The organism is Streptomyces coacervatus (assembly GCF_029223485.1).
GTDB classification, from domain to species: domain Bacteria; phylum Actinomycetota; class Actinomycetes; order Streptomycetales; family Streptomycetaceae; genus Streptomyces; species Streptomyces coacervatus.
Genome location: NZ_JARHTP010000025.1, coordinates 24,147 through 50,189, shown reverse-complemented (window position 1 = coordinate 50,189; position 26,043 = coordinate 24,147). Strand labels below are relative to the sequence as shown.

Sequence of the window (26,043 nt, the reverse complement as noted above, 5' to 3'; positions counted from 1 at the left end):
CCCCCTGAGAGGCCTCCCCTCCGTGCATACCGGTCGGTATGCTCGGTCGCATCTACGAGCGTCACCGTCGTCGCCCACCGGGAGGACCCGTGTCCCGCACCGCCCTGCGAATCTGCCCCCTGTGCGAGGCCACCTGCGGGCTGACCCTCACCATCGAGGGCACCCGCGTCACCGGCGCCCGCGGTGACCGCGACGATGTGTTCAGCAAGGGGTTCATCTGCCCCAAGGGCGCCTCCTTCGGGGCCGTCGACGGCGACCCCGACCGGCTGCGCACCCCGCTCGTGCGCAAGGACGGCGAGCTGCGCGAGGCCACCTGGGAGGAGGCCTTCGACGCGGTCGCCGCCGGGATCCGGCCGGTCGTCGAGCGCTACGGCCCGAACGCGGTCGGCGTGGTCCTCGGCAACCCGAACGTGCACACCATGGCGGGCGCCCTCTACCCACCGGTGCTGCTCGCCGGCCTCGGCACCCGCAGCGTCTTCACCGCGTCCACGGTCGACCAGATGCCCAAGCACGTCTCCAGCGGACTCCTCTACGGCGACGCGAACGCCATCCCCGTGCCGGACCTGGACCACACCGACCATCTGCTCCTGATCGGCGCCAACCCCCTTGAATCCAACGGGAGTCTGTGCACCGCCGCCGACTTCCCCGGCAAGCTCAAGGCCCTCAAGGCGCGCGGCGGCACCCTCACCGTCATCGACCCGCGCCGCACCCGCACCGCCAAGCTCGCCGACCGGCACATCGCGATCCGACCCGGCACCGACGCGCTCCTGCTCGCGGCGATGGCGTACGTCCTGTTCGAGGAAGACCTCGTCGAGACCGGGGAGTTGACCCCGCACCTCCAAGGCCTCGACGAACTGCGCGAAGCGGTACGGGACTTCACCCCGGAAGCCGTCGCCGCGGCCTGCGATGTGGACGCCGAGGTGACCCGCACCCTCGCCCGCGAACTCGCCGCCGCCCCCACCGCCGCCGTATACGGCCGCATCGGCAGCTGCACCGTCCCGTACGGCACCCTCGGCAGCTGGCTCGTCGACGTCCTCGACATCCTCACCGGCAACCTCGACCGCCCCGGCGGCGCCCTCTTCCCGCAGGCGGCCACCGACCGCACGCCCCGCCCGGCCGGACCGAGCCACGGCTTCACGCTCGGCCGCTGGCACTCCCGGGTCGCTCAACACCCGGAGGCCAAGGGCGAGTTGCCGCTCTCCGCGCTGGCCGAGGAGATCGACACCGCGACGCAGGAGGGCGAGCCGATCCGTGCACTCATCTCCGTCGCCGCCAACCCCGTGCTGTCCGCGCCCGACGGCGACCGGCTCGACAAGGCCCTGGACTCCCTGGACTTCATGGTCAGCGTCGACCCCTACCTCAACGAGACCTCGCGCCACGCCCATGTCGTGCTGCCCCCGCCGCCGCCCTCGCAGAGCCCGCACCACGACTTCGCCTTCAACACCCTCGCCGTGCGCAACCAGGTCCGCTACACCCGCCCGGCCGTCCCCCTGGAGCCCGGCCGCCTGGCCGAGACCGAGATCCTGGCCCGGCTGATCCTGGCGGCGACCGGCATGCACGGCGCCGACCCGTCGGCGGTGGACGAGATGGTCATCGGCCAGACCCTGGGCAAGGCGGTCAAGGAGCCCTGGTCGCCCGTGCACGGCCGCGATCCGAAGGAGCTCGCCGCCGAGCTCACCGGCGTGAGCGGCCCCGAGCGGCGGCTCGACATGATGCTGCGCCTCGGCCCCTACGGCGACGGCTTCGGCGTACGACCGGACGGGCTCAGCCTTCAGCAGCTGCTCGCGCACCCGCACGGCATCGACCTCGGACCGCTGCAGTCGCGACTGCCGCAGCCGCTGAAGACCAGGAGCGGCAAGGTCGAGCTGCTGCCGCAGCCCATCGCCGACGATCTGCCGCGGTTGCGGGAGGCGCTGGACCGGCTCCCCGACGGGCTCGTCCTCGTAGGCCGCCGGCATCTGCGCTCCAACAACAGCTGGATGCACAACGTCCCCGCCCTCACCGGCGGCACCAACCGCTGCACCCTGCACATCCACCCCGAGGACGCCGAGCGGCTCGGGGTGCGGGACGGGGCCGCCGTACGCGTGAAGGGTGCCGGGGGAGAGGTGACCGCCCCCGCCGAGGTGACGGACGGCGTGCGCCCGGGCGTGGTGAGCCTGCCGCACGGCTGGGGCCACGACCGGCCCGGCACCCGGATGAGCCACGCCGCCACCGACCCCGGCGTCAATGTCAACCAGCTCCTCGACGGCAGCCTGCTCGACCCGCTCTCGGGGAACGCGGTCCTCAACGGAGTGCCCGTCGAGATCACGGCATCGCTGTGACCTGCAGTATTGCGCTTATTGCTCAAGCATCAACTACTTGTTAACGCCGTTTGAACAGACCTAACGTTCCTCGCACCGCCCGCCCGGCGGGATGTTCAAGGGCGAACGTTAGGTATCCACTCATGCTGACCATCCTCGGCTTCGCCATGATCGCGACCTTCCTGGTCCTGATCATGCTGAAGAAGATGTCGCCGATCGCGGCGCTGGTGCTGATCCCGGCACTGTTCTGTGTCTTCGTCGGTAAGGGGGCGAAGCTCGGCGACTACGTCATCGACGGCGTCACCAGCCTCGCGCCCACCGCGGCGATGCTCATGTTCGCGATCGTCTACTTCGGTGTGATGATCGACGTCGGTCTCTTCGACCCGATCGTCCGGGGGATTCTCAAGTTCTGCAAGGCCGACCCGCTGCGGATCGTGGTCGGTACGGCGGTCCTCGCCGCGATCGTCTCGCTGGACGGGGACGGCTCGACCACCTTCATGATCACCGTCTCGGCGATGTACCCGCTGTACAAGCGCCTGAAGATGAGCCTGGTCGTGATGACGGGTGTCGCCGCCATGGCCAACGGCGTGATGAACACCCTGCCGTGGGGCGGCCCGACCGCCCGCGCCGCCACCGCGCTGAAGCTCGACGCGAGCGACATCTTCGTGCCGATGATCCCGGCGCTCGCCATGGGCCTGCTGTTCGTCTTCGGCCTCTCGTACGTCCTGGGGCGCCGCGAGCGGAAGCGGCTCGGCGTGCTGACGCTGGACGAGGTGCTGGAGCCCCAGGAGGCCGAGACCGTGCTGGTCGGCGCGGGCGGCAAGGACCGCAAGGCGAGCGGCGGTTCGGGTGCCGGCACCGACGCAGACCTCCCCGAGGAGTCCGAGGACGAGGGCTTCCAGGGACTCGACCCCGACCGGCCCACCCTGCGCCCCAAGCTGTACTGGTTCAACGCGCTGCTCACCGTGGCGCTGCTCACCGCCATGATCATGGAGTGGCTGCCGATCCCGGTGCTGTTCCTGCTCGGCGCCGCACTCGCGCTCACCGTCAACTTCCCGCAGATGCCCGACCAGAAGGCCCGCCTCGGCGCACACGCCGAGAACGTCCTCAATGTCTCCGGCATGGTCTTCGCCGCGGCCGTCTTCACCGGCGTGCTGCAGGGCACCGGCATGGTCAACAGCATGGCCAAGTGGCTGGTGGACAACATCCCGGACGGGATGGGTCCGCACATGGCCTTCGTCACCGGCATCCTGAGCATCCCGCTCACGTACTTCATGTCGAACGACGGCTTCTACTTCGGCATCCTCCCGGTGCTCGCCGAAGCGGGCCAGGCCCATGGCGTCTCGTCCCTGGAGATCGCCCGAGCCTCGCTCATCGGCCAGCCGCTGCACATGTCGAGCCCGCTCGTCCCGGCCGTGTACGTCCTGGTCGGCATGGCCAAGGTCGAGTTCGGCGACCACACCAGGTTCGTGGTCAAGTGGGCCGCGCTGACATCACTGGTGGTCCTGGGGGCAGGAATCCTCTTCGGCATCATCTGATCGTTCAGTGGAGGTCTTCACCATGGGGCCCGGTAGGAACCGCGGCTGGCTGCTCCGCCTCGTCATCGCCTTCGGCTTCGCGCAGGCGGCGGTGTCGATGGCCCGGCCCGCCGTCTCCTACCGGGCACTCGCCCTGGGCGCCGACGAGCGGGCGGTCGGGGTCGTCGCCGGCGTATACGCGCTGCTGCCCCTCTTTGCCGCCGTACCGCTGGGCCGCCGCACTGACCACGGCCGCTGCGCACCCCTGCTGCCGGTCGGCGTCGTACTGATCGCCGGCGGCTGCGCGCTCAGCGGGCTCGCGGGCTCCCTCTGGTCGATGGCGGTCTGGAGCGGGGTGATGGGCCTGGGTCACCTCTGCTTCGTGATCGGCGCCCAGTCGCTCGTCGCCCGGCAGTCCGCCCCGCACGAACAGGACCGCAACTTCGGGCACTTCACCATCGGCGCCTCGCTCGGCCAGCTGGTCGGCCCGATCGCGGCGGGCGCACTGATCGGCGGCCCGGACATGGCGGGCACGAGTGCGCTGGCCCTCGTGGTGGCGGGTGCGGGAGCCGCGGTCGCGTTCACATCGCTGTGGCGCATCGAGGACCGTACGGCGGTCAAGTCCCGTACCGCACCGGGCGATCGTGTCCCCGTCGGCAGCATCCTGCGGGCCCGGGGCGTGCCGGCGGGCATGCTCATCAGCCTCTCCGTGCTGTCGGCCACCGACATCCTCACCGCGTATCTGCCGGTGGTCGGCGAACACCGGGGCATCGCGCCGTCGGTGATCGGTGTGCTGCTCAGTCTGCGCGCGGGGGCCACCATTGCCTGCCGCCTCGTGCTCACCCCGCTGCTGCGGCTGCTCGGCCGGCCGCTGCTGCTCACCGTGACCTGTCTGCTGGCGGCCGTGCTGTGCGCCGGGATCGCGCTGCCGATGCCGGTGTGGGTGCTCGGCGTGGTGCTGGCCGCCCTCGGGTTCTGCCTCGGCGTCGGTCAGCCGCTGTCCATGACGACCGTCGTCCAGGCCGCCCCCGACGGCGCCCGCTCCACGGCCCTCGCCCTGCGCCTGACCGGCAACCGCCTCGGCCAGGTCGCCGCGCCGGCCGCCGCGGGCCTGGTAGCGGGGGTCGCGGGCGTGGCGGCACCCTTCGTGATGCTCGGGGCCATGCTGTTGCTCTCGGCGGGCAGCGCCCTGCGCGCGCCGGACGCTCCGGGCGGCGGTCAGGTGGCCGGGGCGGCTGTGGGCGGGCGCCCGGCCGGAGCTCAATTGCGCCGGTCGAGGGACATCTGACGGCGAGTCGGGTGGTGCTCGCGCAACACGCCGGGCGGATGTGAAAGAGAGTCAGGTGAAAGAGCGATTTGTATGAAAATCGTCTGACTCGGAGGAACGTCCATGCGCACCTTGATGCCCCCGTCCGCCGGCGCCCGTCTCGGCGCCGCGGCCTTCACCGTACTCACCGCGGCCGGGGCCTCCTGGTCCGCGACGTCGGCGGCTGTGGCCGCCCCCGGCGGCGGTGCCGACATCAGGATCCACACCGAGCGGGTGTCCTACGGGGTCTCGAAGGACGACCCCGTGGTCTGCAAGTTCTACCTCGACGCCGCGAACTTCGGCGACCTGACGACCGTGTCCTACACCATCACGGCACAGCCCCCGCTGCCCACCGCGGCCACCGTGAGCGGCACCATCTCCCTCGCCGGCGGTGCCGGGCACACCGACATTCTGGGCCTGGCCGACGGCAGATACACCCTCCAGTGGATCATTCCGCCGACCACACCACCCACGCCGCCCGTGGCGCCCAAGGAAAAGGTCTTCACCGTCGACTGTCACGCCCGGCACGACCAGGCGCAGCCGGGCCCGGCCCACACCATCGCGGATAACGGACCGAAGGGCGGCGTCCACGCCGGCGGCGGCGGCCTCGTCGACACCGTGCAGGCGTACACCCCGCTGAGCGCGGCCGCGGGCGTCGGGCTGGTCGCGGTCGGCGGAGTCGTATACGTCCGGACGCTGCTGCGCCGCCGCTCGCACGGTGCCGACTAAGCGCTCCGCTGGCTGTGCCGATGCGCGGCTCCGCCGCGAGGCCGCGAGATGCCGTCAATCATCCGCGGCATCGTCGTGGCAGGTCGCGCAGTTCCCCGCGCCCCTTCGGGGCCCTGCCGAACCGCAGAGGACTTCACAGGGGCCGAGCAGACGCAGACGCAGGCCCTGGCACCGGACCCGCGCCTACCGCCTCACCAGGACGGCCGTGATCGTGGCCGCCCTGGTGATGGCCGTCCGCTACGGGGGACACCACCACCCGGCCGCGCCCGTCCGGGCCGGGGGTCCCGCGCCCGCCGAGGCGCCTGCCGACCCGGCCCCCGGCCCTGCCGACGGGCGCCCCCGGGCCTCCGAGCCGGCGGCGCCCGTCACGCCCGCGACACCTGCCGCCCCCGTCGAACCCGCCACACCGCCCCAGCCGCTGCCCCGTTCGCCGGCGACCACCCTGCGCGTACCGTCCCTGGGTATCGACGCCCCGGTCATCGGGGTGCGGGTCGGTCCCGACCGGCAGTTGGAGACCCCGCCGCTCGACCGGCCCAGGCTCGTCGGCTGGTATCAGGACGGACCCTCACCCGGCGAGACCGGCACGGCCATCGCCGTCGGCCACCGTGACACCAGGACCGGCGCCGCGGTCTTCGCCGCCCTCGCGCAGGTGCGCCCGGGCGGCCGCATCGAGGCCGGACGCGCCGACGGCCGCACCGCCGTCTACACCGTGGACCGCGTACGGATCTTCGACAAGGACCGCTTCCCCGACAAGGAGGTGTACGGCCCGAGCTCACGCCCCGAGTTGCGGGTGCTCACCTGCGGCGGCCTGTTCACCCGCAGGACCGGCTACAGCAGCAACGTCGTCGTGTTCGCCCATCTGACGGCGACCCGCTGAATCGCTGCGTCCGCTTTCTCGCTGGGCAGAACGAAGGTCCCGATTCCGTCGTATGTCTTCCCCAGGCCGCGTACGGTCCGTTAACTTCCGTGACTCACAGCCCGTGCGACCCGTACGGGCCGTTCGACCGCGGAGCAGCAGGACTCGCTCAGTACGCCCCCGGGGGCAGTGCCATGACACGCGCCATCTCTCTGCACGACGTGAGCAAGACCTATACGCGAGGCGTTCGCGTGGTGGACCGGCTGTCGCTGGACATCCGCCCCGGCGAATTCCTCGTGCTGCTCGGGCCGTCCGGCTGCGGCAAGTCCACCGTGCTCAGAATGATCGCCGGCCTGGAGGAGATCACCGAGGGCAGACTGCTGCTCGACGGCGAGCACTCCAACGACCTGCTCCCGTCCGACCGGAACATGGCGATGGTGTTCCAGAACTTCGCCCTCTACCCGAACATGACGAGCCGCGGCAACATCGGCTTCCCGCTGCGCGTCGAGAACCCCGGCGAGGACCCGCGCCCGCGCGTGGACGCCACCGCCCGCATGCTCGGCATCGAGGACCTCCTCGACCGCTTCCCCAGCCAGCTCTCCGGCGGCGAACGCCAGCGCGTCGCCATGGGCCGCGCCATCGCCCGCCATCCCTCCGTCTTCCTGATGGACGAGCCGCTGTCCAACCTCGACGCCAAGCTCCGCAACCATCTGCGGGCCGAAATATCCAAGCTCACCCGGGAGTTGGGCGTCACCACGGTCTACGTCACCCACGACCAGGCCGAGGCCATGTCGCTCGGTGACCGGGTCGCCGTGCTGCGCGGCGGCGTGCTCCAGCAGCTGGACGTGCCGCGCATGGTGTACGCCCTGCCCCGCAATGTCTTCGTCGCCGCCTTCATCGGCACCCCGCGCATCAACCTGCTCCGCGGCCTGGTCCGCGCTCCGCTCGACGGCGCGATGACCATCAGCCTCGGCAAGCAGTACCTGCGGCTGCCCGAACCTCTTTCCCTGGACCACCAGTTGCTGCGGGTGCAGCAGGGCCGGGAGGTGATCGTCGGGCTGCGCTCGGAGGCCGTACGGATCGCCAAGCACTCCTCCGCCCGCCCCAGCGAGATGCCGATCACCGGCCTGGTGGAGCACGTGGAGTTCCAGGGCCATGAGGTCCTCGTCCACTTCAACACCGGGTCCCAGCCCGCCGTCGTACCGGACCTGGAAGCCCCGCGCCCCGCCGTCCGGCCCTCCCGGCGCCGCCGCCGGGAGGGCGGCCCGACGGTCCTGGAGCGCCTCAGGGACCGTGCGGGAGCCCTCCGGGCCGGGCCGGTGGTGGTCCTGGACGACCCGGCGGACGCCCGCCCCGCCGAACCGGTGTCCACCGAGGCCCGCCTCCCGGGCGATCTGGTGGTGCGGACCACGCCCGACATCGAGCTGCGTCACGGGATGCAGGTGCCGCTGCTTGTCGACATCGCGCATCTGTTTGTCTTCGACCAGCATGGTGAGCGGATTTGTCCGGCTCCGGCGCGGTTGCCGGATCTGGACGAGTAGTGGGTTGTCGGGCGTCTGCGGGTGCGTTGTGGCTGGTCGCGCAGTCCCCCGCGCCCCTTTTAGGGCGGTGGATGATCTGGCGGCTAAAAACTAACGTCGCTAGTTTGTGTGCCTGTCGGTAGGTTTTGATGCGGACGACGCACCCCGCCCCCGGAGGAGCACCATGAAGGCACACGACGGCCTGTACATCGACGGCGCCTGGCGGCCCGCTGCAGGTCAGGACGTGATCGAGGTTGTGAACCCCGTTGACGAGCAGGTGATCGGCCGGGTTCCCGCGGGGGTGGCGGAGGACGTCGATGCGGCCGTACGGGCCGCCCGTGCCGCCTTCCCGGCCTGGGCCGCGACCCCGCCCGCCGAGCGGGCCGCACGGCTTGCCGCGCTGAGGGACGTCCTCGTGGCGCGCAAGGACGAGGTCGCCGAGACGGTCACCGCAGAGCTCGGCTCGCCCCTGCAGTTCTCGCAGAACGTCCATGCCGCCGTGCCGATCGCGGTCGCGGGCTCGTACGCCGAGATGGCGGCGACGTACGCCTTCGAGGAGAAGGCCGGCAACTCGACCGTCCTCCTGGAGCCGGTCGGCGTGGTCGGCGCGATCACGCCCTGGAACTACCCCCTGCACCAGATCGTCGCCAAGGTCGCCCCGGCGCTCGCGGCGGGCTGCACGATGGTCCTGAAGCCCGCCGAGGACACCCCGCTCACCGCCCAGCTGTTCGCCGAGGCGGTCCACGAGGCGGGACTCCCCGCAGGCGTCTTCAACCTGGTCACCGGACTCGGCCCGGTCGCGGGCCAGGCACTCGCCGAGCACCCGGGCGTCGACCTGGTCTCCTTCACCGGCTCCACGGCCGTCGGCCGGCAGATCGGCGCGACGGCGGGCGCCGCGATCAAGAAGGTCGCCCTGGAGCTGGGCGGCAAGTCCGCCAACGTCATCCTCCCGAGCGCCGACCTCGCCAAGGCGGTCAATGTCGGCGTCGCCAACGTCATGTCCAACTCCGGCCAGACGTGCAGCGCCTGGACGCGCATGCTCGTACACCGGGACCGGTACGAGGAGGCGGTCGCGCTGGCCGCCACCGCCGCCGCCAAGTACGGCGACCGCATCGGCCCGGTCGTGAACGCCAAGCAGCGGGCCAGGGTGCTGAGTTACATCGACAAGGGCGTGGCCGAGGGCGCGCGGCTGGTCGCCGGCGGCACCGAATCCCCGCGCGAACAGGGCTACTTCATCTCACCGACGGTCTTCGCCGACGTCACCCCCGAGATGACGATCGCCCAGGAGGAGATCTTCGGCCCGGTCCTGTCCATCCTCCGCTACGAGGACGAGGAGGACGCCCTGCGCATCGCCAACGGCACGCTCTACGGCCTCGCGGGCGCCGTGTGGGCGGGTGACGAGACCGAGGCGGTGGCCTTCGCCCGTCGCATGGAGACCGGCCAGGTCGACATCAACGGCGGCCGCTTCAACCCCCTTGCCCCCTTCGGCGGTTACAAGCAGTCCGGCGTCGGCCGGGAACTCGGCACACACGGCCTGTCCGAGTACCTCCAGACCAAGTCCCTGCAGTTCTGAGGAGCGTATCCATGGTTCGCGCAGCAGTTCTTCCCGCCGTGGGCGCCCCGCTGGAGATCACCGGCATCGACCTCCCGGACCCCGGCCCCGGCCAGGTCCGGGTCCGTCTCGCCGCCGCCGGGGTGTGCCACTCCGACCTGTCGCTGTCCAACGGCACCATGCGGGTGCCGGTCCCCGCCGTCCTCGGCCACGAGGGTGCCGGCACGGTCGTCGCCGTCGGCGAGGGCGTCACCCATGTCTCGCCCGGCGCCGAGGTCGTCCTCAACTGGGCCCCGTCCTGCGGCAGTTGCCACGCCTGCACACTCGGCGAGGTGTGGCTGTGCGCCAACGCCCTGAACGGTGCCGCGGACGTCTATGCCCACCGTTCCTCCGACGGCTCCGACCTCCACCCCGGCCTCAATGTCGCCGCGTTCGCCGAGGAGACGGTCGTCTCGGCGGCCTGCGTCCTGCCCCTGCCCGAGGGCATCCCCCTCACGGACGCGGCCCTCCTGGGCTGCGCCGTCCTCACCGGCTACGGCGCCGTCCACCACTCGGCGCAGGTCCGGCCCGGCGAGACGGTGGCGGTGTACGGCGTCGGGGGAGTGGGCCTGGCGGCGCTCCAGGCGGCACGCATCGCGGGCGCCGCACGCATCGTCGCGGTTGATGTCTCCCCGGAGAAGGAGGAGTTGGCGCGCACCGCGGGCGCCACGGACTACGTCCTCGCCTCCGAGACGACGGCCCGGGAGATCCGCGGACTGACGGACAAACAAGGCGTCGACGTGGCGATCGAATGCGTGGGCCGCGCCTCGACGATCCGCACGGCCTGGGACTCCACCCGCCGCGGCGGCCGCACGACGGTGGTCGGCATCGGCGGCAAGGACCAGCAGGTCACCTTCAACGCCCTGGAGATCTTCCACTGGGGCAGGACCCTGGCGGGGTGCGTGTACGGCAACTCGGACCCGGCGAAGGACCTCCCCGTACTGGCCGAGCACGTACGAGCGGGCCGCCTGGACCTGGGCGCACTGGTGACGGAGCGGATCGGCCTGGAGGGGATCCCGGCGGCGTTCGAGAACATGCTGGTGGGCAGGGGCGGACGGGCACTTGTGGTCTTCTAGCCCGTCCGGGGTCGTGGATCTCCAGCCCGTCCGGGGGCGAGGTCTTTCAGCCTGTCCGGCGTTTGAGGACGAGGCCGTTCAGGCCGATCGGGGGTCTGGGGGCGGAGCCCCCAGATGCTCCGTACAGCCATCGTGCACATCCGTAGCCACCGCGGCAGCGCTCCGCACGGCTGCCGTCTTCCGGGGCCGGGACCGCGAAACCGCCACACCCGCCAGGCACAGCACACCGCCGCCCAGCGTGAGCAGCCCGGGCACCTCACCGAGCGCCAGCCACGACATCAGCACGACCAGCGCGGGCACCGCGTAGGTCGTCGCGCCCATGCGGCTGGCGGTCGTACGGGCCAGGGCGTACGCCCAGGTCGTAAAGGCGAGAGCGGTCGGAAACACGCCCAGATAAACCATGTTGAGCGTCGCCGACACCGGCGCGTCGGCCGCCTCGCTCACCAACTGCCCGGCGAACGGCAGACACCCCACCGCCCCGACAAGACACCCGAACGTCGTCACCTGCAACGCACTGGCCTTCGCCAGAGCGGGCTTCTGCGCGACGACCCCGCCCGCATAACCGACCGCCGCAAGCAGACACAACACCACGCCGAGTACGGAGGAGCCGCCCCCGCCCGACATCGACAGGCCCACTGCCACGGCCCCCGCGAACGACACCGCCATCCCTGCCAGCAGCCGCGGCGGCATCGGATCCCCGAGCAGCCGCGCACCGAGCAGAGCGATCAGGATGGGCCCGATGTTCACCACCAGCGCGGCCGTACCGGCGTCCACCTGCTGCTCGCCCCAGTTCAGGACGACCATGTAGAACCCGAACCAGAGCACCCCGGATATCGCGATCCCCCGCCAGGCGGCCCGCGGCGGCAACCCTTCCCGCCGAACCAGACAGATAACTCCCAGAGCCAGGGCCCCGGCCGACAACCGCCCGAGCGCCAGCGCTCCCGGCGAGTACGCGCCCCCAGCACTACGGATGGAAACGAAGGCGGAGGCCCACAACACAACAGTGACTGCGGCGGCCGCGGGGGCGAGCAGGTCGGTGCGACGGAAGTTCATCATGCTCCAGAGGCTAGGTAGAGGTAGGGGTTGAGAGCTCGCGGATTTCGGACGGCGTGTAGCTGCGGGTGCGTTGTGGCTTGTCGCGCAGTTCCCCGCGCCCCTTTGGGGGCGCTCAGTGCAACGCCGTTGTCTCGATTCCCAAGAGCGCGGCCAGTGCTTGCTCACCTGTCGGCGTCACCCTCACCGCGCGTTCGGAGCCGATCCGCACGCACCACCCGGACTCCAGTGCATGTCGGCACAGGGCGGCGCCCGCGACACCCGCGAGATGCGGTCGGCGTTCGGTCCAGTCCAGGCACGCCCGCGCCAGCGGACGCCGCCCCTTGCGGTCGAGAGCGATCCCGACGGAATCGAACCACGTCACCCCCGCGTCCGTGAGCGCGAAGCCGGTGTCCTGGATCAGCAGCCCGTGGGCCGTCATCCCATCCGTCACCGCAATCCCCAGCCGCCCCGCCAGATGGTCGTAACACGTACGCCCCCGCGCCATCGCCGCCCCGGCACTCGACTCCCGAAGCCCCCGCGGCCGTACGGCATCCCCCGGCCCCACCTGCGCGGCCAGATCCTCCACCAGCTGCGCAACCCGCGCATCGGCGAGACGTACGTACCGATGCCGGCCCTGCCGTTCCTCGGCCAGCAATCCGCCCGCGACGAGCTTGCCCAGATGTTCGCTCAGCGTCGATGCCGCGACCCCCGCATGCCGCGCCAGCTCACTCGCGGTCCATGCACGCCCGTCGAGCAGCGCCAGCAGACACGCGGCCCGTGTCTCGTCGGCGAACAGTCCGGCCAGCCGGGCCAGCTGCGGCGCCTGGGGTTCCCTGGTGGTCATGCACCCCAGCATGGGACACGGACACTTCGGCGCCCGCCGAACTGTCGCTAAACGGCCCGCTTCACCTGCTCGTACTGCTGCACCAGCCCGTCGAGCAGCGCCGTGAGGCCCGTCTCGAAGGCCCGCTCGTCGATCTTCTCCTGCTGCTCGGCGAGCAGGTGCGCCTGGCCGAGATGCGGATAGTCGGCGGGGTCGTACGCGCTCTCGTCGTCCACGAAACCCCCGGCGAAGGAGCCGAGCGCGGAGCCCATGATGAAGTACCGCATCAGCGCACCGATGGAGGTGGCCTGCGCCGGCGGCCAGCCCGCCTGGACCATCGCGCCGTAGACGGCGTCCGCGAGGCGCAGTCCGGCGGGACGGCGGCCGGGTCCCTGGGCGAGTACCGGGACGATGTTGGGGTGGTCGCGCAGCGCGGCCCGGTAGGAGACGGCCCAGTCGTGCAGCGCGGTCCGCCACTCCCGGCCGTCCTCGAACATCGACAGGTCGACCTGTGCGCTCACCGAGTCGGCGACCGCCTCCAGGATCTCGTCCTTGGTGCGGAAGTGGTTGTAGAGCGAGGGCCCGCTCACCCCCAGCTCCGCGGCGAGCCGACGCGTGGAGACGGCCGCGAGGCCCTCCGCGTCCACCAGCGCGCGTGCCGTCTCGACGATGCGGTCGGTGCTGAGCAGGGGCTTGCGCGGTCGGGCCATGGCGCACATAGTAGGGCTGCGCGACTGAAACTAGCAGTGCTAATTTAAATGTGTAGGATTGTGCGGGATCTCAAGTGGGGTGGCCGGTCATGAATCTGGAGCTCAGCGACGAGCAGCAAGCCGTCCGGCGGCTCGCCAAGGACTTCGTGGACCGCGAGATCGCCCCGAACGTGATCGCCTGGGACCGGGCGGAGGAAGTCGACCGGTCCATTGTGAAGAAGCTCGGCGAGGTCGGCTTCCTCGGTCTGACCGTCGACGAGGAGTACGGCGGCTCGGGCGGCGACCACCTCGCGTACTGCCTGGTCACGGAGGAGCTCGGGCGCGGTGACTCCTCCGTGCGCGGCATCGTGTCCGTGTCGCTCGGGCTGGTCGCCAAGACGATCGCCGCCTGGGGGAGCGAGGACCAGAAGCGGCAGTGGCTGCCCGGGCTCACCTCCGGCGAGTACGTCGGCTGCTTCGGCCTCACCGAGCCGGGCACCGGCTCCGACGCCGGCAACCTCTCCACGCGCGCGGTGCGCGACGGCGACGACTACGTCATCAACGGCACCAAGATGTTCATCACGAACGGCACTTGGGCCGATGTGGTGCTGCTGTTCGCCCGCTCCACCGACGCCCCCGGCCACAAGGGCGTCTCCGCCTTCCTGGTCCCGACCGACACCCCCGGTCTGACCCGCCGCACCATCCACGGCAAGCTCGGCCTGCGCGGCCAGGCGACGGCCGAGCTGGCCCTTGAGGACGTACGAGTCCCTGCCTCCGCGATGCTGGGCGAGGAGGGCAAGGGCTTCTCCGTCGCCATGTCGGCCCTGGCCAAGGGGCGGATGTCGGTCGCGGCGGGCTGTGTGGGCATAGCCCAGGCCGCGCTGGACGCGGCGGTGAAGTACGCGGGCGAGCGCGAGCAGTTCGGCAAGTCCATCGCACAGCACCAGCTCGTACAGGAGCTGATCAGTGACATCGCCGTCGACGTGGACGCGGCGCGGCTCCTCACCTGGCGGGTCGCCGACCTGATCGACCGCGGGCAGCCCTTCGCCGTCGAGTCCTCCAAGGCCAAGCTCTTCGCCTCGGAGGCAGCCGTCCGTGCCGCCAACAACGCCCTCCAGGTCTTCGGCGGCTACGGCTACATCGACGAGTACCCGGCGGGCAAGCTGCTGCGCGACGCCCGTGTGATGACCCTCTACGAGGGCACCAGCCAGATCCAGAAACTTCTCATCGGGCGTGCGCTGACGGGGGTTTCGGCGTTCTGAGTACCTGAGCTGAGTATCTCGGCGGATGTGGCGCGGGCCACGTCCGGCGACTCTTGATCGCATGAGTGACACACCGGTCAAGCAGCAGAGCACGGCCGCCTTCTACGGCCAGGCCGTCGCTTCCTTCTCCCTCGCCATGATCGCCACGGCCGTCGGGATCTTCCGGCTGGACGCCAACGCCTGGGTGCGCGGCTTCCTCGCCATCGCCGTGCTGTACCTGGTCACCTCCGCCTTCACGCTGGCCAAGGTGATCCGGGACCGGCAGGAGGCCGGGCAGATCGTCAGCCGCGTCGACCAGGCCCGGCTGGAGAAGCTGCTGGCCGAGCACGACCCCTTCGAGAAGCTCTGACCGGCTCCGAAAGCGCTCAGCGGGCACTCTAAGCGCTCGCTCAGCTTCGGCTGTATGGTGGGGGTTCTGTCGGAGAGAGGGGCGAGCGAGCGATGAGTACCGCGGAGGAGACGGCCGACGGCGAGACGTCGGCGTGGGGCGAGGTCACGCCCGACGCGGCCCGGCGGTTGCTGATCGCCGCGGTGGAGGCCTTCGCCGAGCGCGGGTACCACGCCACGACGACCCGTGACATCGCGGGTCGCGCCGGCATGAGCCCCGCCGCGCTCTACATCCACTACAAAACCAAGGAAGAGCTGCTCCACCGGATCAGCCGGATCGGTCACGAGAAGGCGCTGGAGATCCTGCAGACGGCGGCCCGGCGCGAAGGCACCGCGGCCGAGCGGCTCGCCGACGCGGTGAGTTCCTTCGTCCGCTGGCACGCGGGCGGACGGACCACCGCCCGGGTCGTGCAGTACGAGCTGGACTCGCTCGGTCCGGACGCCCGTGAGGAGATCCTCGCGCTGCGCCGGCAGTGCGACGCCGAGGTGCGGGGGATCATCGAGGACGGTGTGGCGGCCGGCGAGTTCGACGTGCTGGACGTGAAGGGCACGACCCTCGCCGTCATGTCGCTCTGCATCGACGTCGCCCGCTGGTTCAACGTCGACGGGCCCTGGACGCCGGACGAGGTCGGCGCGCTCGACGCCGACCTCGTGCTGCGGATGGTGGGAGCGGCCAAATGACCGCTCAGAGGTATCAGAGGTAGTAGCGCGACACCGACTCGGCGACACACACCGGCTTGTCGCCGCCCTCGCGCCCGACGCTGAAGGCGACGGTCACCTGGACGCCGCCCGCCACGTCGTCGACCCCGGTGATCGCCGCGGTGGCCCGCAGCCGCGAGCCGACCGGCACCGGCGAGGGGAAACGCACCTTGTTGGTGCCGTAGTTGACGCCCATCTTCACACCCTCGACCTTGATCAGCTGCGGCCCGAACAGCGGCAGCAGCGACAGGGTCAGATACCCGTGCGCGATGGTGGTCCCGAACGGCCCGGCGGCGGCCTTCTCCGGATCGACGTGGATCCACTGATGATCACCGGTGGCATCGGCGAAGAGATCGATCCGCTTCTGGTCGACCTCCAGCCAGTCGGTGTACCCGAGCTGCTCGCCCACGGCCGCCTTCAGCTCGTCGGCGCCCGTGAAGACCCTCGGCTCTGCCATGTCCCGCCTCCTCGTCCCAAACTCTAAGCGACTGCTTAGCATGGTCGGCCTCGGGGCCCGTGTCAACGGAGGCATGGGTAGGGTTCGAGGGGTGCCCCAGATTCCAGAGAAGATCCACGAGCTCACGGTCGGCCAGCTCGCCGCACGCAGCGGCGCCGCCGTCTCCGCCCTCCACTTCTACGAGTCCAAGGGTCTGATCAGCAGCCGACGGACCACGGGCAACCAACGCCGCTACCACCGTGACGCGCTGCGCCGGGTCGCCTTCGTCCGCGCCGCACAGCGCGTCGGCATCCCCCTGGCCACCATCCGCGAGGCCCTCGCCGAACTCCCCGAGGAACGCACCCCCACCCGGGAGGACTGGGCCCGCCTCTCCGAGGCCTGGCGTTCCGAACTCGACGAACGCATCAGCCAGCTCAACCGCCTCCGCGACCACCTCACGGACTGCATCGGCTGCGGCTGCCTCTCCCTCGACGGCTGCGTCCTGTCCAACCCGGACGACGTGTTCGGCGAACGCCGCACCGGTTCACGGCTGATGGTGGAGGGACGGCGGAAGCACGCGTAGCCCTGCGGGCAGCGAGACCCGCGTAGCCTGCGGCGGCCATGCCTCCCTAGCTGCGGGCAGTCGTGCCGCTGGGGCGGCTCCCGACCCAAAGAAAGCGGCACCCGCAAGCGCGGGCAAGCGACACCCCCTCGCCCGCACCAGCACCGGGTCACAGGTCAACCCACGCTCACTCGTACTCCGTCCCACCTTTCCGCATCAGATACGCCCCACTCACCGCCTTGGCGATGGCCCGCCCCCCGGTCACCGAGCTGTACCGCTCGACCGCAGGCCGGATCACCACCCCCTCCCGCAGATGCAGCCCCCGCCCCGACACGGTCTCCGGCCCACTCGCAACCTCCAGCACCCGCCCGATGTCGTACGCCCCGACATACAGCCGCGGCACCAACGGCAGCTCCCCACCCAGCAGTTCCCCCGCATCCAGCCACCGCACCACACCGTCGATCTCCGCTGACAGGTCGAACACGGCGTACCCCAGAGTCTCGCGGCGCCCGTCCGCGCCGTACGTCAGGTCCTGGACCCCCGCCCCGTACACCTCACCGAAGATCCCGACCCGCCGCGCCCCCAGCCGCTCGGCGAGCCGGGTCGCGGCCGAGGCGACGCCGTGTCCGTGCACCGCCCGCCAGTACAGATTGCGCGGATCCTCCTTCAGGGCAAGGGACTTGGCGCCGAACCCCTTGGAGGAGACGTACACCCGACCCTCGTCCGCGACATACGTCAGCAGACAGGCCGAGCCGTGCAGCTTCTCGGTCAGGACCACAGCCTCGCCCGGTGCGAAGATGTCCGGAAACCGCTGGATGTTCTCGATGTCGACCCAGGGCAGCAGATCGGGCGCGGACTCGACGTCGCCGTCCATCGTGGGCGGGATCGGCGGCACCCACTTGGTGATGCCGAGCGGCTCCGCGAAGTCCGTCCCGTCCAGTGCGGCCCGCGCCAGATCGACGTCCGCCAGCGCCTTCGGCCGGCACACGATGCCCTGCGACAGCTCACCGCGCAGCCGCACCGCCTTCACCCGGTCCGAGCTGCTCCCCGCCAGCCGCCCGGTCAGCCCCAGCTCCTCGATCAGCCCGGCCGGCAGCACGGACTGCTCGGGGATGTACACGGCGGCGTCGCCGGTGCGGTACGCGCCCTTGGCGACGACGGCCCGGTACAGACCCACCTGGGCCAGTTCGAGTGCATCGGCGTTCGGATGCTCGTGGACGGTCAGCACTTCGGCGGTGACGCGGAGCGTCGACATGGGGACTCCTCGGTTCCTGGGGTCGCTCAGTTCGGTTTCATCGCCTCCCAACTGTCCGGACGGGAAAGGGGTGGAGCGAGCGGATTAGCGGCTGGTAACGTCGCGATCTTCGGCGGGCCGAGAGGCCGCGCACGGAGTCCTGACGGGATTGCCGACTCCCATGTCCTCAACCGCACTTGACGCCGCCCTCGCGGACATCGACACGATCTTCAACGGCTTCGCCAGCCCGCACGAGACCGGCTGCGGCCACTGCCACGCGCCCGAGGAGACCGCGTATCTGCGCACGCCGTACGTGCAGATACCCGTGGACGTGGTGCGCTACTACCTCTTCGAGGTGCCCGACCACTTCGACGACCACGCAGCCGCGATGCGGCGCCTGCTGCCGCAGGCCGCACGGGCGATGACCGACGGCTCCCTGGGTTCGATCGGTTACGGATGCCACGGGCTGACCCGGGTGGACTGGCGCTCCTGGCCCGCCGAGCAGGCCGCCGCGATCGAGGCGTTCCTGCACGCCTGGTGGCAGGACGCCCTCACCAGGCCCGAGCCGCCCTACGGCATCGACGACATCTTCGACACCTGCGCCACGATCGCCGGAACCGTGACCCCGTTCCTGGCCGGTTGGGGCCGCAGCCCGGTCGCCGACGCGCACCTCGCCCAGTGCACCGACAACTGGCTCTACGACCTGCTGTCCGACTACTCCCCGTTCTCCTGGTGGTACGACGACAGCGTGGACTCCGGTCTCGCGGACCTGCGCACCTGGCTGGCCGGCCCCGGCGCCGCCCGCCTCCGGGCCCAGGGCGAGCCCGACCTGGCGATCCGCGCCGAACTCCTCGCCCTGCCCTACGACGAGCGCTGGGCGCACCCGTACTGGGACAGTGCCTCGGCGACCAACTGAGCGTTGGACGAGGCCCGTTCGCCGTCCGGCAGGAGCAGCGTGTCCTCCAGCCCGATCCGGGCGGCGAGCCCCAGCCGCCCTGCCAGCCGCAGCACGGGCCACGCGCCGCCGTCCTCCCCGTGCAGCAGCACCGGGCGACCGTGCGCGGGGCCCAGGTCGGCCAGCAGCGCACGAGCGGTCGCCTCCGCCGTGTCCGCCGAGGTGTCCGTCACCTCGGCGAGGACCCGCAGCACCCGGGGCCCGAGCGGTGAGTGAGCGAACCGGGCAGCGGCGTCCGTCCCGGACCAGATGCCGGCCTCAACCCCGACACCGAGGTCGAGCAGCGCTGCTGCGATCTCCTCCGCGCCCTCCTCGTGCCAGTTGACCGAGGCGTGGTCGGGCAGCACGCTCCAGCTCCGCACCCGGGCGAGCCGGGCCGCCGGATCCGGCTCGGCCCAGGCACCCGTGGTCACACCGACCGGCACCCGCACCCGAGCCCGTATCGCCTCCAGCGTCGGCGCGAGCACCCGGGGCGAGAGTGAGTCATGACCGCACGGCGTCTTGGGGTGGATGTGGATGTCCGTGGCTCCGGACGCGACGGCCTGCGCCGCGGACTCGGCCATCTCCTGCGGAGTCAGCGGCACCATCGCACCGTCGGTGGACCCGCGGGGCCCGTTGAGACACACCTGCACCATGCCTCGATGGTGCCCGATGACGGGGAAACCGGATGACCGGGGAAACAAAGGGGGTGCGGCATCCCCGGCGCACCCCCGCCGTGCTAGGCCGACACCAGCAGCCTTCCGCGCCTTGCGTCCGCCAGGGCCTCGGGGTTGAGAACGGGCCGTGGCACGAGAATTCCGCAGTGAGTGCAGACCGGACCCGCAGAGGGTTCGTGGTCCAGGTCGTACTTCCAGATCAGGCGCGCTGCGCCGCACACCGGGCAACCGGAGCCCGGCTTGCGCTCCAGGCCGGAGATCAGCCGGCGCAGTACCTCGGCCAGGGGCTCACGGGGGTGTACCCGCGGGTCGTCGCACCAGGCGACACCGAAACCGCCCCAGGTCAGTCGGTGCCAGTCGTCCACACTTCCCGGACGGCGCAGCCCGTCGTGCTTCTCCTTCTTGCGCCGCTCGGCGAACCCGACCTCGTAGGCCAGCCAGACCGAACGCGCCTCTTCCAATTCCTCCAGTGCGGCCACGAGCCGCACCGGGTCGGGGGAGCGGTCCTCGGGACCGAACCCTGCCCGGGAGCACAAATGGTCCCAGGTCGCCCTGTGCCCGTAAGGAGCAAACCTCTCAAGGCACTTGCGCAGCGAGTAGCGCCGCAGTGCCAGATCGCACCGCGGATCGCGGACCTGTCTCGCCAGACTCCGGAAACCGGCCATCGCCCTGCACCTCCGTCACACCTGCACCTGTACTTCGGTCACTTCGGCGTCGTCGTACGGACGTCGCCGAATAGACGTATCGACAAGCGATTCGGCTCCATCCGATTTCCGATGACCTCCATAAGCCCGCCGTACGTACTCCAAAACTTGACGCATGTTCATCTTCACTCCCGGGGATACCGGCGGTAACGTCCCGGCTCACCCCCGTCGGTAGGAGCTGCCATGCCCTGGCGTACCTCTCGTAGCGCCCCAGACAGACTGAGAACTCCCGGCGGGCTCGCCGGGTTCCTGAAGAGCGCATCCATATGCGTCCTGATTGCCGGCCTTTTGTCCCCTCTTGGCCAGGCGACGGCAGCCGCCGCCACGGCCTCGAACGACTACTGCGGCGGCCAGTGTTCCGACATCCTGCCGCCGGGCGAGAACGGCAACGCGACCCTCGCGCAGATCCTCCTCAACCAGGCCTTCGGTACCCAGCCCGACCATGCGGAGGACCAGCTCGGCCTCTACGCCAACCTGGCCAAGGGCGCCTCCTCGCTGACCGACTCGACGATCAATACGTTCTTCAACGACGCTTCGTTCGGGGTCTCTTCCGATCAAGTCGCCTCCACGGAGAAGCCGGCGGGCCGTACCGATGTGACGATCGTCCGCGACAAGAAGGCGGGCGTTCCGCACATCACCGGTACCACCAGATACGGCACCGAGTTCGGGGCCGGGTATGCCGCGGCTGAGGACCGGCTGTGGCTCATGGACGTCTTCCGGCATGTGGGCCGCGGCCAGCTGACCACCTTCGCGGGCGGCGCCGCCTCCAACCAGGGCCTGGAGCAGGAGTTCTACCGCAACGCGCCCTACTCCGAGGCCGATCTGCAGGCCCAGATCGACAACGCCGTCGCCAACAACGGCGCCCGCGGCCAGCAGGCCCTCGCCGACGCCAACGCCTATCTCGCCGGCATCAACTCCTACATCGACGCCTCCGACAGCGGCCGCTACTTCCCCGGTGAGTACGTCCTCACCGGACACAAGGACTCCGTCACCAACGCCGGCACCATCGACCACTTCAAGATCACCGACCTGGTCGCGCTCGGCTCCGTCATCGGCTCCCTGTTCGGCGCCGGCGGTGGCGGCGAGGTCAGCAACGCGATCTCACTGATCGCCGCCCAGTCCAAGTACGGCGTGGCGGAGGGCACCAAGGTCTGGGAGTCCTTCCGCGAGCGCAACGACGCCGAGGCCGTCCTCACCGTCCACAACGGCGAGAGCTTCCCGTACGCCTCCAAGCCGGACAGCCCGCAGGGCGAGGCCCTGCCCGACGCCGGCTCGGTGACCACGGAGCCGCTGGTCTACGACGCCACGGGCACCGGGGCCTCCCAGAGCGCCCAGGCCGCCTCCGCCACGGCGACCACGACCGCCCTCAGCTCTGCCCGGCGCGGTATGTCCAACGCCCTGGTGGTGAGCGGCAAGTACACCGCCAGCGGCCACCCGATCGCCGTCTTCGGCCCGCAGACCGGCTACTTCGCACCCCAGCTGCTCATGCTCCAGGAGATCCAGGGCCCGGGCATCAGCGCCCGCGGCGCCTCCTTCGCGGGCCTGAGCATGTACGTCGAACTCGGCCGCGGCCAGGACTACTCGTGGTCCGCGACGACCTCCGGCCAGGACATCATCGACACCTACGCCGTCGAGCTGTGCACGGACGACTACCACTACCTGTACCACGGCACCTGCACGGCCATGGACAAGGTCGAGCAGACCAACTCCTGGAAGCCGACCACGGCCGACGGCACGGCGGCCGGGTCGTACACGATGAGGGTCTGGAAGACCAAGTACGGGCCGGTGGAGTACCGCGCGACCGTCGGCGGCAAGAAGGTCGCCTACACCACCCTGCGCTCCTCCTACATGCACGAGGCCGATTCGATCATCGGCTTCCAGATGCTGAACGACCCCGACTACGTCAAGGGCCCGGCGGACTTCCAGAGCGCGGCGCAGCACATCAACTACACCTTCAACTGGTTCTACGCCGACTCCCAGCACACCGCCTACTACAACAGCGGCAACAACCCGGTGCGGGCGAGCGGCGTCGACGCCGAGTTCCCGGTCTGGGCGCAGGCCGCGTACGAGTGGAAGAACTGGGACCCGTCCACCAACACCGCCGACTACACGGCCGCTTCGGCCCACCCGAACTCCATCGACCAGGACTACTACATCTCCTGGAACAACAAACAGGCCCTCGACTACTCGACCGCGCCCTGGGGCGACGGGTCCGTGCACCGCGGCAACCTGCTGGAGGACCGGGTCAAGAAGCTGGTCGCGGCGGGCGGGGTGACCCGTACGAAGCTGGTGCAGGCCATGGCGGACGCGGCACTGGCCGACCTGCGCGCCGAGGACGTACTGCCCAAGCTGCTCAAGGTCATCAACAGCAGTACGGTGACCGACTCGACGGCCGCGGACGCCGTGAGCAAGCTGCAGGCGTGGGTGACGGCGGGCGCCAAGCGCACGGAGACCTCGGCCGGTTCGAAGACCTACGCCAACGCCGACGCGATCCGCATCCTCGACGCGTGGTGGCCGCTGCTGGTGAAGGCCGAGTTCCAACCGGGCCTCGGCAGCGACCTGTACACCGCCTTCGGCAACAACCTGCCCGTCGACGAGTCCCCGTCGGCCGCGCACGGGCCCACCGGCTCGCATGCGGGAAGCTCCTTCCAGTACGGCTGGTGGAGCTACGTCGACAAGGACATCAGGGCGGTGCTCGGTGAGACGGTCAAGGGCCCGCTGGCCGAGAAGTACTGCGGCGGCGGTGTCCTCAGCTCCTGCCGGGACATCCTGATCAGCACCCTGAAGACGGCGGCCGGTACGTCCGCGTCCACCGTCTACCCGGGCGACAGCCTGTGCTCGGCGGGCGACCAGTGGTGCGCCGACTCGATCGTCCAGCGCACCCTGGGCGGCATCAAGCACTACAACATCAGCTGGCAGAACCGGCCCACCTTCCAGCAGGTGGTGGAGTACACCTCGCATCGGTGAGATGTGACACGGCACTGGCGGCGGGTCAGCGGATGCGGCCCGCCGCCAGCACCACCTGGGCCAGCTCCCGGTGCACGATGTCGCTGTGTGCACCGGCGGGCGGCCCGCCGCTCCTGACCACGGCCGCGGCGTCGATGTTGACGCAACCCGAGGTGGGCAGGGTGCTGCTGAGTGCGTCCGCCAGCTTGTACGCGCGCGTGCCGGGCACCGCCTGTACGCCGTCGTGCCCCATCGCGCCCCACTTGGTGCCCAGCATCCCCCCGATGTCGAAGCCCTCGACGCCTTCGACGACACCCTGCGCATCGTCCGCCATGCGCGAGGCCAGCGGGTAGATCGTGCCGAGCGCCGCGTCGAAGTGGGAGTAGCAGCACACCAGAGGGCCGTCGACACGGTTCTGCTGGCCCTGCAGCACGCCCCCCGCATGCGCGTCGTACGGCAGCCGGGCCGCGAACGCGTAGTGCGAGAAGGCCCCTTGGAGCAGCGTCACCGACTTCACCGTGTGCACGCCCTCGGGCAGGCCGCGCAGCGCGAACGACACCAGCCGGCCGCCGAAGCTGTGCCCGACGAGGTGCACGCGCACGGCCGGAGCGGAGGCGGCGAGCTGCCCGACCACCCGGCCGAGCCCGCGCTCGCCGACGGTGCCCGCGCGCCGCTTCATCGCGTAGTACGTGGCCTGCCGCAGCAACTCCTTCGCCCCGTCCCAGGGGTTCGGCAACGAGAAGCCCTCCGTGTCGCCACCGGACCCGACGGCCGCCAGCGCCTGCGCGAACTCGTCGCAGAGCGCCGCCGTGTCCCCGGTGAACAGCACCGGCTCGCTCTGCGGGACACCCTCCGCGAGGGTGTCCGCCGCGAACAGCGGCTGCGGACCGCCCGGTACGAGTTCCACCAGCAGCCGGACCAGTCGCCCGAACTCGTCCAGTTCGTTCTCGGGCCGCTGGTCCAGCATCCGTGCGATCTGGTCGATCACGGTGGCCCGCCCGGGGAACGTCTCCAGCAGTGCGTGCCGGGTGTCCTTGTCGAGTGCGGGCGCCGGGGCCGCCTCCGCGTCCATGGCCACCGCGGACTTCGGGAAGTCGGGGATCGGCTCGTCGGAGAACCGCATCGACGGCCAGATCACGCCCACGTACCCGATCTTCGCCTTGGCCGCGAGCTCCGGGATCGGCGCGAAGAACCGCCGGTAGAGGGCGGTCGCGCCCGAGCGGTCGTTGTTCCAGCCGTGCGCGAAGACGATCAGGTCATGGACGCCGCGTTGCGTGATCTCGGCGAGCAGCCGGTCCCGCTCCGGCCCGTCGACGTCCCCGTCCGCGTCGAACGTCAGCTCCCAGTAAGGCGTCACACTCGTTGCCGGTTGCGCCATGACAGGCCCCCTCGTCCCCCGTAGCAGTGCGATGTGGGCGCATCGTCCTGCTACCGGCCGAGGATGGCCATACGTCCCGACTCACTTGTAGAGGAGGTATTCCTTTCGAATCCGCCGGAATGCGGCCAACTCCTCCTGCCAGCCCGCCACCACCTCGTCGGTACCCGCGCCCGCATCGATCGCCGTACGCACGCGCGTGGAGCCCGTGAGCCTGTCGATCCAGTTGTCCGGCCGCCAACTGAAGCCGCTCCACACCTTCTTGGCGGTCACCAGCAGGGCGATCCCGGTACGCACGGGGTCGTACGCGGCCCGGTCGTGCACATGGATCTGCACGCCGCCGATGGTCTTCCCCTGGAACTTGGAGAAGGTCGGTGCGAAGTACGCCTCCCTGAAGTGGACACCGGGCAGGCCGAGTTCGTTCGCCGCACCGGCCCACCTCCCGTCGATGCCGTCCGCCCCGAGCAGCTCGAAGGGGCGGGTGGTGCCGCGGCCCTCCGACAGGTTGGTGCCCTCGAACATGCACGTCCCCGAATACACGAGCGCGGTGTCGGGCGTCGGCATGTTCGGGCTCGGCGGCACCCAGGGGAGTCCGTGGGCGTCGTAGAACTCCGAGCGTTTCCAGCCCGTCATCAGGACGGTTTCGAGCGGTACCGGTGTGGTCAGGAACTCGCCGTTGTACAGCCGCGCCAGCTCGGTGACCGTCATGCCATGTGCCTGGGAGATCGGCTGCCGGCCGACGAAGGTCGCGAACTCCTTGTGCAGGACCGGGCCTTGGGCGGACCGTCCGGTGACCGGGTTCGGGCGGTCGAGGACGACGAAGCGTCTGCCGGCCAGCTGGGCTGCCTCCATGCAGTCGTAGAGCGTCCAGATGTACGTGTAGAAGCGGGCGCCGACGTCCTGGATGTCGAAGACGACGGTGTCGACGCCCGATGTGGTGAAGATGTCGGCGAGGGGCCGGCCGCTCTTGAGGTACGTGTCGTAGACGGGGAGGCCGGTGGCCGGGTCGTCGTAGCGGCCCTCGGAGCCGCCTGCCTGGGCGGTGCCGCGGAAGCCGTGTTCCGGGCCGAAGACGGCCACCAGGTTGACGCGGGTGTCCGCGTGCATGACGTCGACGATGTGGTGGACGTCTCGGGTCACGCCGGTGGGGTTGGTGACGATTCCGACTCGTTGGCCGTCGAGGAGTGCGTAGCCTTCGGCGGAGAGGCGGTCGAAGCCGGTGCGGAGGTTTTTTCCTGGGGCGGCTGCGGTGGCCGGCGGTGCCGCGGAGAAGGATGTTGCTGCCGTTGTCGCTGCGAGCAGGGCTCGTCTGGATAGGCGCATGGGGTGCACGGTATTGCTCCCGCAGGGTGTGTGGAAGCTTTCCGTTGTCTGTGGTTGCTCGC

Annotated in this window: 23 protein-coding genes; 14 read left to right on the top strand and 9 right to left on the bottom strand. The window is 70.5% G+C overall.

All coding sequences use genetic code 11. The features are described 5' to 3' along the window. Window positions 1–89: 89 nt before the first annotated feature. The 8 genes from P2Q00_RS43335 (at window position 90) to P2Q00_RS43300 (ending at window position 10,895) form a co-directional block, all read left to right on the top strand. Window positions 90–2,321, top strand: a complete 2,232-nt coding sequence (locus P2Q00_RS43335; protein WP_275780278.1) for a molybdopterin oxidoreductase family protein — start codon at window positions 90–92, stop codon at window positions 2,319–2,321. Between the two features lie 122 nt (window positions 2,322–2,443). Then, complete coding sequence (locus P2Q00_RS43330; RefSeq protein ID WP_275780277.1) at window positions 2,444–3,838, top strand: CitMHS family transporter; 1,395 nt, start codon at window positions 2,444–2,446, stop codon at window positions 3,836–3,838. Window positions 3,839–3,860: 22 nt separating this feature from the next. Beyond that, window positions 3,861–5,105: an MFS transporter gene (locus tag P2Q00_RS43325; RefSeq protein ID WP_275780276.1), complete on the top strand. Its 1,245-nt coding sequence runs from the start codon at window positions 3,861–3,863 to the stop codon at window positions 5,103–5,105. A 102-nt stretch (window positions 5,106–5,207) separates the two neighbouring features. Further along, window positions 5,208–5,852: a hypothetical protein gene (locus P2Q00_RS43320; RefSeq protein WP_275780275.1), complete on the top strand. Its 645-nt coding sequence runs from the start codon at window positions 5,208–5,210 to the stop codon at window positions 5,850–5,852. A gap of 205 nt (window positions 5,853–6,057) precedes the next feature. Next, entirely contained in the window at window positions 6,058–6,729 is a 672-nt protein-coding gene (locus tag P2Q00_RS43315) for a class F sortase (RefSeq protein WP_500692206.1), read from the top strand. A gap of 173 nt (window positions 6,730–6,902) precedes the next feature. Further along, on the top strand, window positions 6,903–8,249 hold the full coding sequence (locus P2Q00_RS43310) for an ABC transporter ATP-binding protein (RefSeq protein ID WP_275780274.1): 1,347 nt from the start codon (window positions 6,903–6,905) through the stop codon (window positions 8,247–8,249). Window positions 8,250–8,412: 163 nt separating this feature from the next. Next, entirely contained in the window at window positions 8,413–9,801 is a 1,389-nt protein-coding gene (locus P2Q00_RS43305; protein ID WP_275780273.1) for an aldehyde dehydrogenase family protein, read from the top strand. Window positions 9,802–9,812: 11 nt separating this feature from the next. Beyond that, window positions 9,813–10,895 carry a zinc-binding dehydrogenase gene (locus P2Q00_RS43300; protein ID WP_275780272.1) on the top strand — a complete coding sequence of 361 codons (1,083 nt, stop codon included), beginning with the start codon at window positions 9,813–9,815 and terminating at the stop codon, window positions 10,893–10,895. Between the two features lie 78 nt (window positions 10,896–10,973). Here the strand turns inward: P2Q00_RS43300 and P2Q00_RS43295 are convergent, their stop codons facing one another. The 3 genes from P2Q00_RS43295 to P2Q00_RS43285 form a co-directional block, all read right to left on the bottom strand. Next, a complete protein-coding gene (locus P2Q00_RS43295; RefSeq protein ID WP_275780382.1) occupies window positions 10,974–11,948 on the bottom strand; it encodes a DMT family transporter in 975 nt (324 codons plus the stop codon). 115 nt (window positions 11,949–12,063) lie between these two features. Further along, complete coding sequence (locus tag P2Q00_RS43290; RefSeq protein WP_275780271.1) at window positions 12,064–12,786, bottom strand: ArsR/SmtB family transcription factor; 723 nt, start codon at window positions 12,784–12,786, stop codon at window positions 12,064–12,066. Window positions 12,787–12,821: 35 nt separating this feature from the next. Further along, window positions 12,822–13,463, bottom strand: a complete 642-nt coding sequence (locus tag P2Q00_RS43285) for a TetR/AcrR family transcriptional regulator (RefSeq protein ID WP_275780270.1) — start codon at window positions 13,461–13,463, stop codon at window positions 12,822–12,824. Between the two features lie 89 nt (window positions 13,464–13,552). On the opposite strand from P2Q00_RS43285, the gene P2Q00_RS43280 reads away from it, so the two are divergent. From P2Q00_RS43280 to P2Q00_RS43270, 3 genes are all read left to right on the top strand, one after another. Continuing rightward, entirely contained in the window at window positions 13,553–14,704 is a 1,152-nt protein-coding gene (locus P2Q00_RS43280; protein WP_275780269.1) for an acyl-CoA dehydrogenase family protein, read from the top strand. Window positions 14,705–14,765: 61 nt separating this feature from the next. Beyond that, window positions 14,766–15,053: a YiaA/YiaB family inner membrane protein gene (locus P2Q00_RS43275; protein WP_275780268.1), complete on the top strand. Its 288-nt coding sequence runs from the start codon at window positions 14,766–14,768 to the stop codon at window positions 15,051–15,053. Window positions 15,054–15,145: 92 nt separating this feature from the next. Next, complete coding sequence (locus tag P2Q00_RS43270; protein ID WP_275780267.1) at window positions 15,146–15,772, top strand: TetR/AcrR family transcriptional regulator; 627 nt, start codon at window positions 15,146–15,148, stop codon at window positions 15,770–15,772. A gap of 13 nt (window positions 15,773–15,785) precedes the next feature. On the opposite strand, the gene P2Q00_RS43265 is transcribed toward P2Q00_RS43270, so the two are convergent. Then, a complete protein-coding gene (locus P2Q00_RS43265) occupies window positions 15,786–16,247 on the bottom strand; it encodes a MaoC family dehydratase (RefSeq protein ID WP_275780266.1) in 462 nt (153 codons plus the stop codon). 91 nt (window positions 16,248–16,338) lie between these two features. Here P2Q00_RS43265 and soxR point away from each other — a divergent pair, with 91 nt between their 5' ends. Beyond that, window positions 16,339–16,809 carry a redox-sensitive transcriptional activator SoxR gene (gene soxR, locus P2Q00_RS43260; RefSeq protein ID WP_275780265.1) on the top strand — a complete coding sequence of 157 codons (471 nt, stop codon included), beginning with the start codon at window positions 16,339–16,341 and terminating at the stop codon, window positions 16,807–16,809. A 166-nt stretch (window positions 16,810–16,975) separates the two neighbouring features. On the opposite strand, the gene P2Q00_RS43255 is transcribed toward soxR, so the two are convergent. Continuing rightward, a complete protein-coding gene (locus P2Q00_RS43255; protein ID WP_275780264.1) occupies window positions 16,976–18,043 on the bottom strand; it encodes an RNA ligase (ATP) in 1,068 nt (355 codons plus the stop codon). Window positions 18,044–18,203: 160 nt separating this feature from the next. On the opposite strand from P2Q00_RS43255, the gene P2Q00_RS43250 reads away from it, so the two are divergent. Next, a complete protein-coding gene (locus P2Q00_RS43250) occupies window positions 18,204–18,938 on the top strand; it encodes a hypothetical protein (RefSeq protein WP_275780263.1) in 735 nt (244 codons plus the stop codon). Here the strand turns inward: P2Q00_RS43250 and P2Q00_RS43245 are convergent. Next, on the bottom strand, window positions 18,884–19,612 hold the full coding sequence (locus P2Q00_RS43245; protein WP_275780262.1) for a 3-keto-5-aminohexanoate cleavage protein: 729 nt from the start codon (window positions 19,610–19,612) through the stop codon (window positions 18,884–18,886). The two genes, P2Q00_RS43250 and P2Q00_RS43245, sit on opposite strands and share 55 nt — an antisense overlap. 83 nt (window positions 19,613–19,695) lie before the next feature. Continuing rightward, on the bottom strand, window positions 19,696–20,298 hold the full coding sequence (locus P2Q00_RS43240; protein WP_275780261.1) for a hypothetical protein: 603 nt from the start codon (window positions 20,296–20,298) through the stop codon (window positions 19,696–19,698). A 222-nt stretch (window positions 20,299–20,520) separates the two neighbouring features. Between P2Q00_RS43240 and P2Q00_RS43235 the strand changes: the two genes are divergently transcribed. After that, window positions 20,521–23,304, top strand: coding sequence for a penicillin acylase family protein (locus P2Q00_RS43235; protein WP_275780260.1), 2,784 nt, complete (start codon window positions 20,521–20,523; stop codon window positions 23,302–23,304). A gap of 25 nt (window positions 23,305–23,329) precedes the next feature. On the opposite strand, the gene P2Q00_RS43230 is transcribed toward P2Q00_RS43235, so the two are convergent. Then, entirely contained in the window at window positions 23,330–24,661 is a 1,332-nt protein-coding gene (locus P2Q00_RS43230; RefSeq protein WP_275780259.1) for a serine-threonine protein kinase, read from the bottom strand. 81 nt (window positions 24,662–24,742) lie between these two features. Next, on the bottom strand, window positions 24,743–25,981 hold the full coding sequence (locus tag P2Q00_RS43225) for an exo-beta-N-acetylmuramidase NamZ family protein (RefSeq protein ID WP_275780258.1): 1,239 nt from the start codon (window positions 25,979–25,981) through the stop codon (window positions 24,743–24,745). Window positions 25,982–26,043: the final 62 nt, after the last annotated feature.

What these genes read in the sequence shown, in the direction of transcription:
- P2Q00_RS43290 (WP_275780271.1), bottom strand. Translation starts at nt 12,786, where the DNA reads ATGCTGGGGTGCATGACCACCAGGGAACCCCAGGCGCCGCAGCTGGCC.
- P2Q00_RS43305 (WP_275780273.1), top strand. Translation starts at nt 8,413, where the DNA reads ATGAAGGCACACGACGGCCTGTACATCGACGGCGCCTGGCGGCCCGCT.
- P2Q00_RS43225 (WP_275780258.1), bottom strand. Translation starts at nt 25,981, where the DNA reads ATGCGCCTATCCAGACGAGCCCTGCTCGCAGCGACAACGGCAGCAACA.
- P2Q00_RS43255 (WP_275780264.1), bottom strand. Translation starts at nt 18,043, where the DNA reads ATGTCGACGCTCCGCGTCACCGCCGAAGTGCTGACCGTCCACGAGCAT.
- P2Q00_RS43325 (WP_275780276.1), top strand. Translation starts at nt 3,861, where the DNA reads ATGGGGCCCGGTAGGAACCGCGGCTGGCTGCTCCGCCTCGTCATCGCC.
- P2Q00_RS43240 (WP_275780261.1), bottom strand. Translation starts at nt 20,298, where the DNA reads ATGGCCGGTTTCCGGAGTCTGGCGAGACAGGTCCGCGATCCGCGGTGC.
- P2Q00_RS43300 (WP_275780272.1), top strand. Translation starts at nt 9,813, where the DNA reads ATGGTTCGCGCAGCAGTTCTTCCCGCCGTGGGCGCCCCGCTGGAGATC.
- P2Q00_RS43330 (WP_275780277.1), top strand. Translation starts at nt 2,444, where the DNA reads ATGCTGACCATCCTCGGCTTCGCCATGATCGCGACCTTCCTGGTCCTG.
- P2Q00_RS43230 (WP_275780259.1), bottom strand. Translation starts at nt 24,661, where the DNA reads ATGGCGCAACCGGCAACGAGTGTGACGCCTTACTGGGAGCTGACGTTC.
- P2Q00_RS43280 (WP_275780269.1), top strand. Translation starts at nt 13,553, where the DNA reads ATGAATCTGGAGCTCAGCGACGAGCAGCAAGCCGTCCGGCGGCTCGCC.
- P2Q00_RS43320 (WP_275780275.1), top strand. Translation starts at nt 5,208, where the DNA reads ATGCGCACCTTGATGCCCCCGTCCGCCGGCGCCCGTCTCGGCGCCGCG.
- P2Q00_RS43285 (WP_275780270.1), bottom strand. Translation starts at nt 13,463, where the DNA reads ATGGCCCGACCGCGCAAGCCCCTGCTCAGCACCGACCGCATCGTCGAG.
- P2Q00_RS43235 (WP_275780260.1), top strand. Translation starts at nt 20,521, where the DNA reads ATGCCCTGGCGTACCTCTCGTAGCGCCCCAGACAGACTGAGAACTCCC.
- P2Q00_RS43265 (WP_275780266.1), bottom strand. Translation starts at nt 16,247, where the DNA reads ATGGCAGAGCCGAGGGTCTTCACGGGCGCCGACGAGCTGAAGGCGGCC.
- P2Q00_RS43295 (WP_275780382.1), bottom strand. Translation starts at nt 11,948, where the DNA reads ATGAACTTCCGTCGCACCGACCTGCTCGCCCCCGCGGCCGCCGCAGTC.
- P2Q00_RS43245 (WP_275780262.1), bottom strand. Translation starts at nt 19,612, where the DNA reads ATGGTGCAGGTGTGTCTCAACGGGCCCCGCGGGTCCACCGACGGTGCG.
- P2Q00_RS43275 (WP_275780268.1), top strand. Translation starts at nt 14,766, where the DNA reads ATGAGTGACACACCGGTCAAGCAGCAGAGCACGGCCGCCTTCTACGGC.
- P2Q00_RS43250 (WP_275780263.1), top strand. Translation starts at nt 18,204, where the DNA reads ATGTCCTCAACCGCACTTGACGCCGCCCTCGCGGACATCGACACGATC.
- P2Q00_RS43270 (WP_275780267.1), top strand. Translation starts at nt 15,146, where the DNA reads ATGAGTACCGCGGAGGAGACGGCCGACGGCGAGACGTCGGCGTGGGGC.
- P2Q00_RS43310 (WP_275780274.1), top strand. Translation starts at nt 6,903, where the DNA reads ATGACACGCGCCATCTCTCTGCACGACGTGAGCAAGACCTATACGCGA.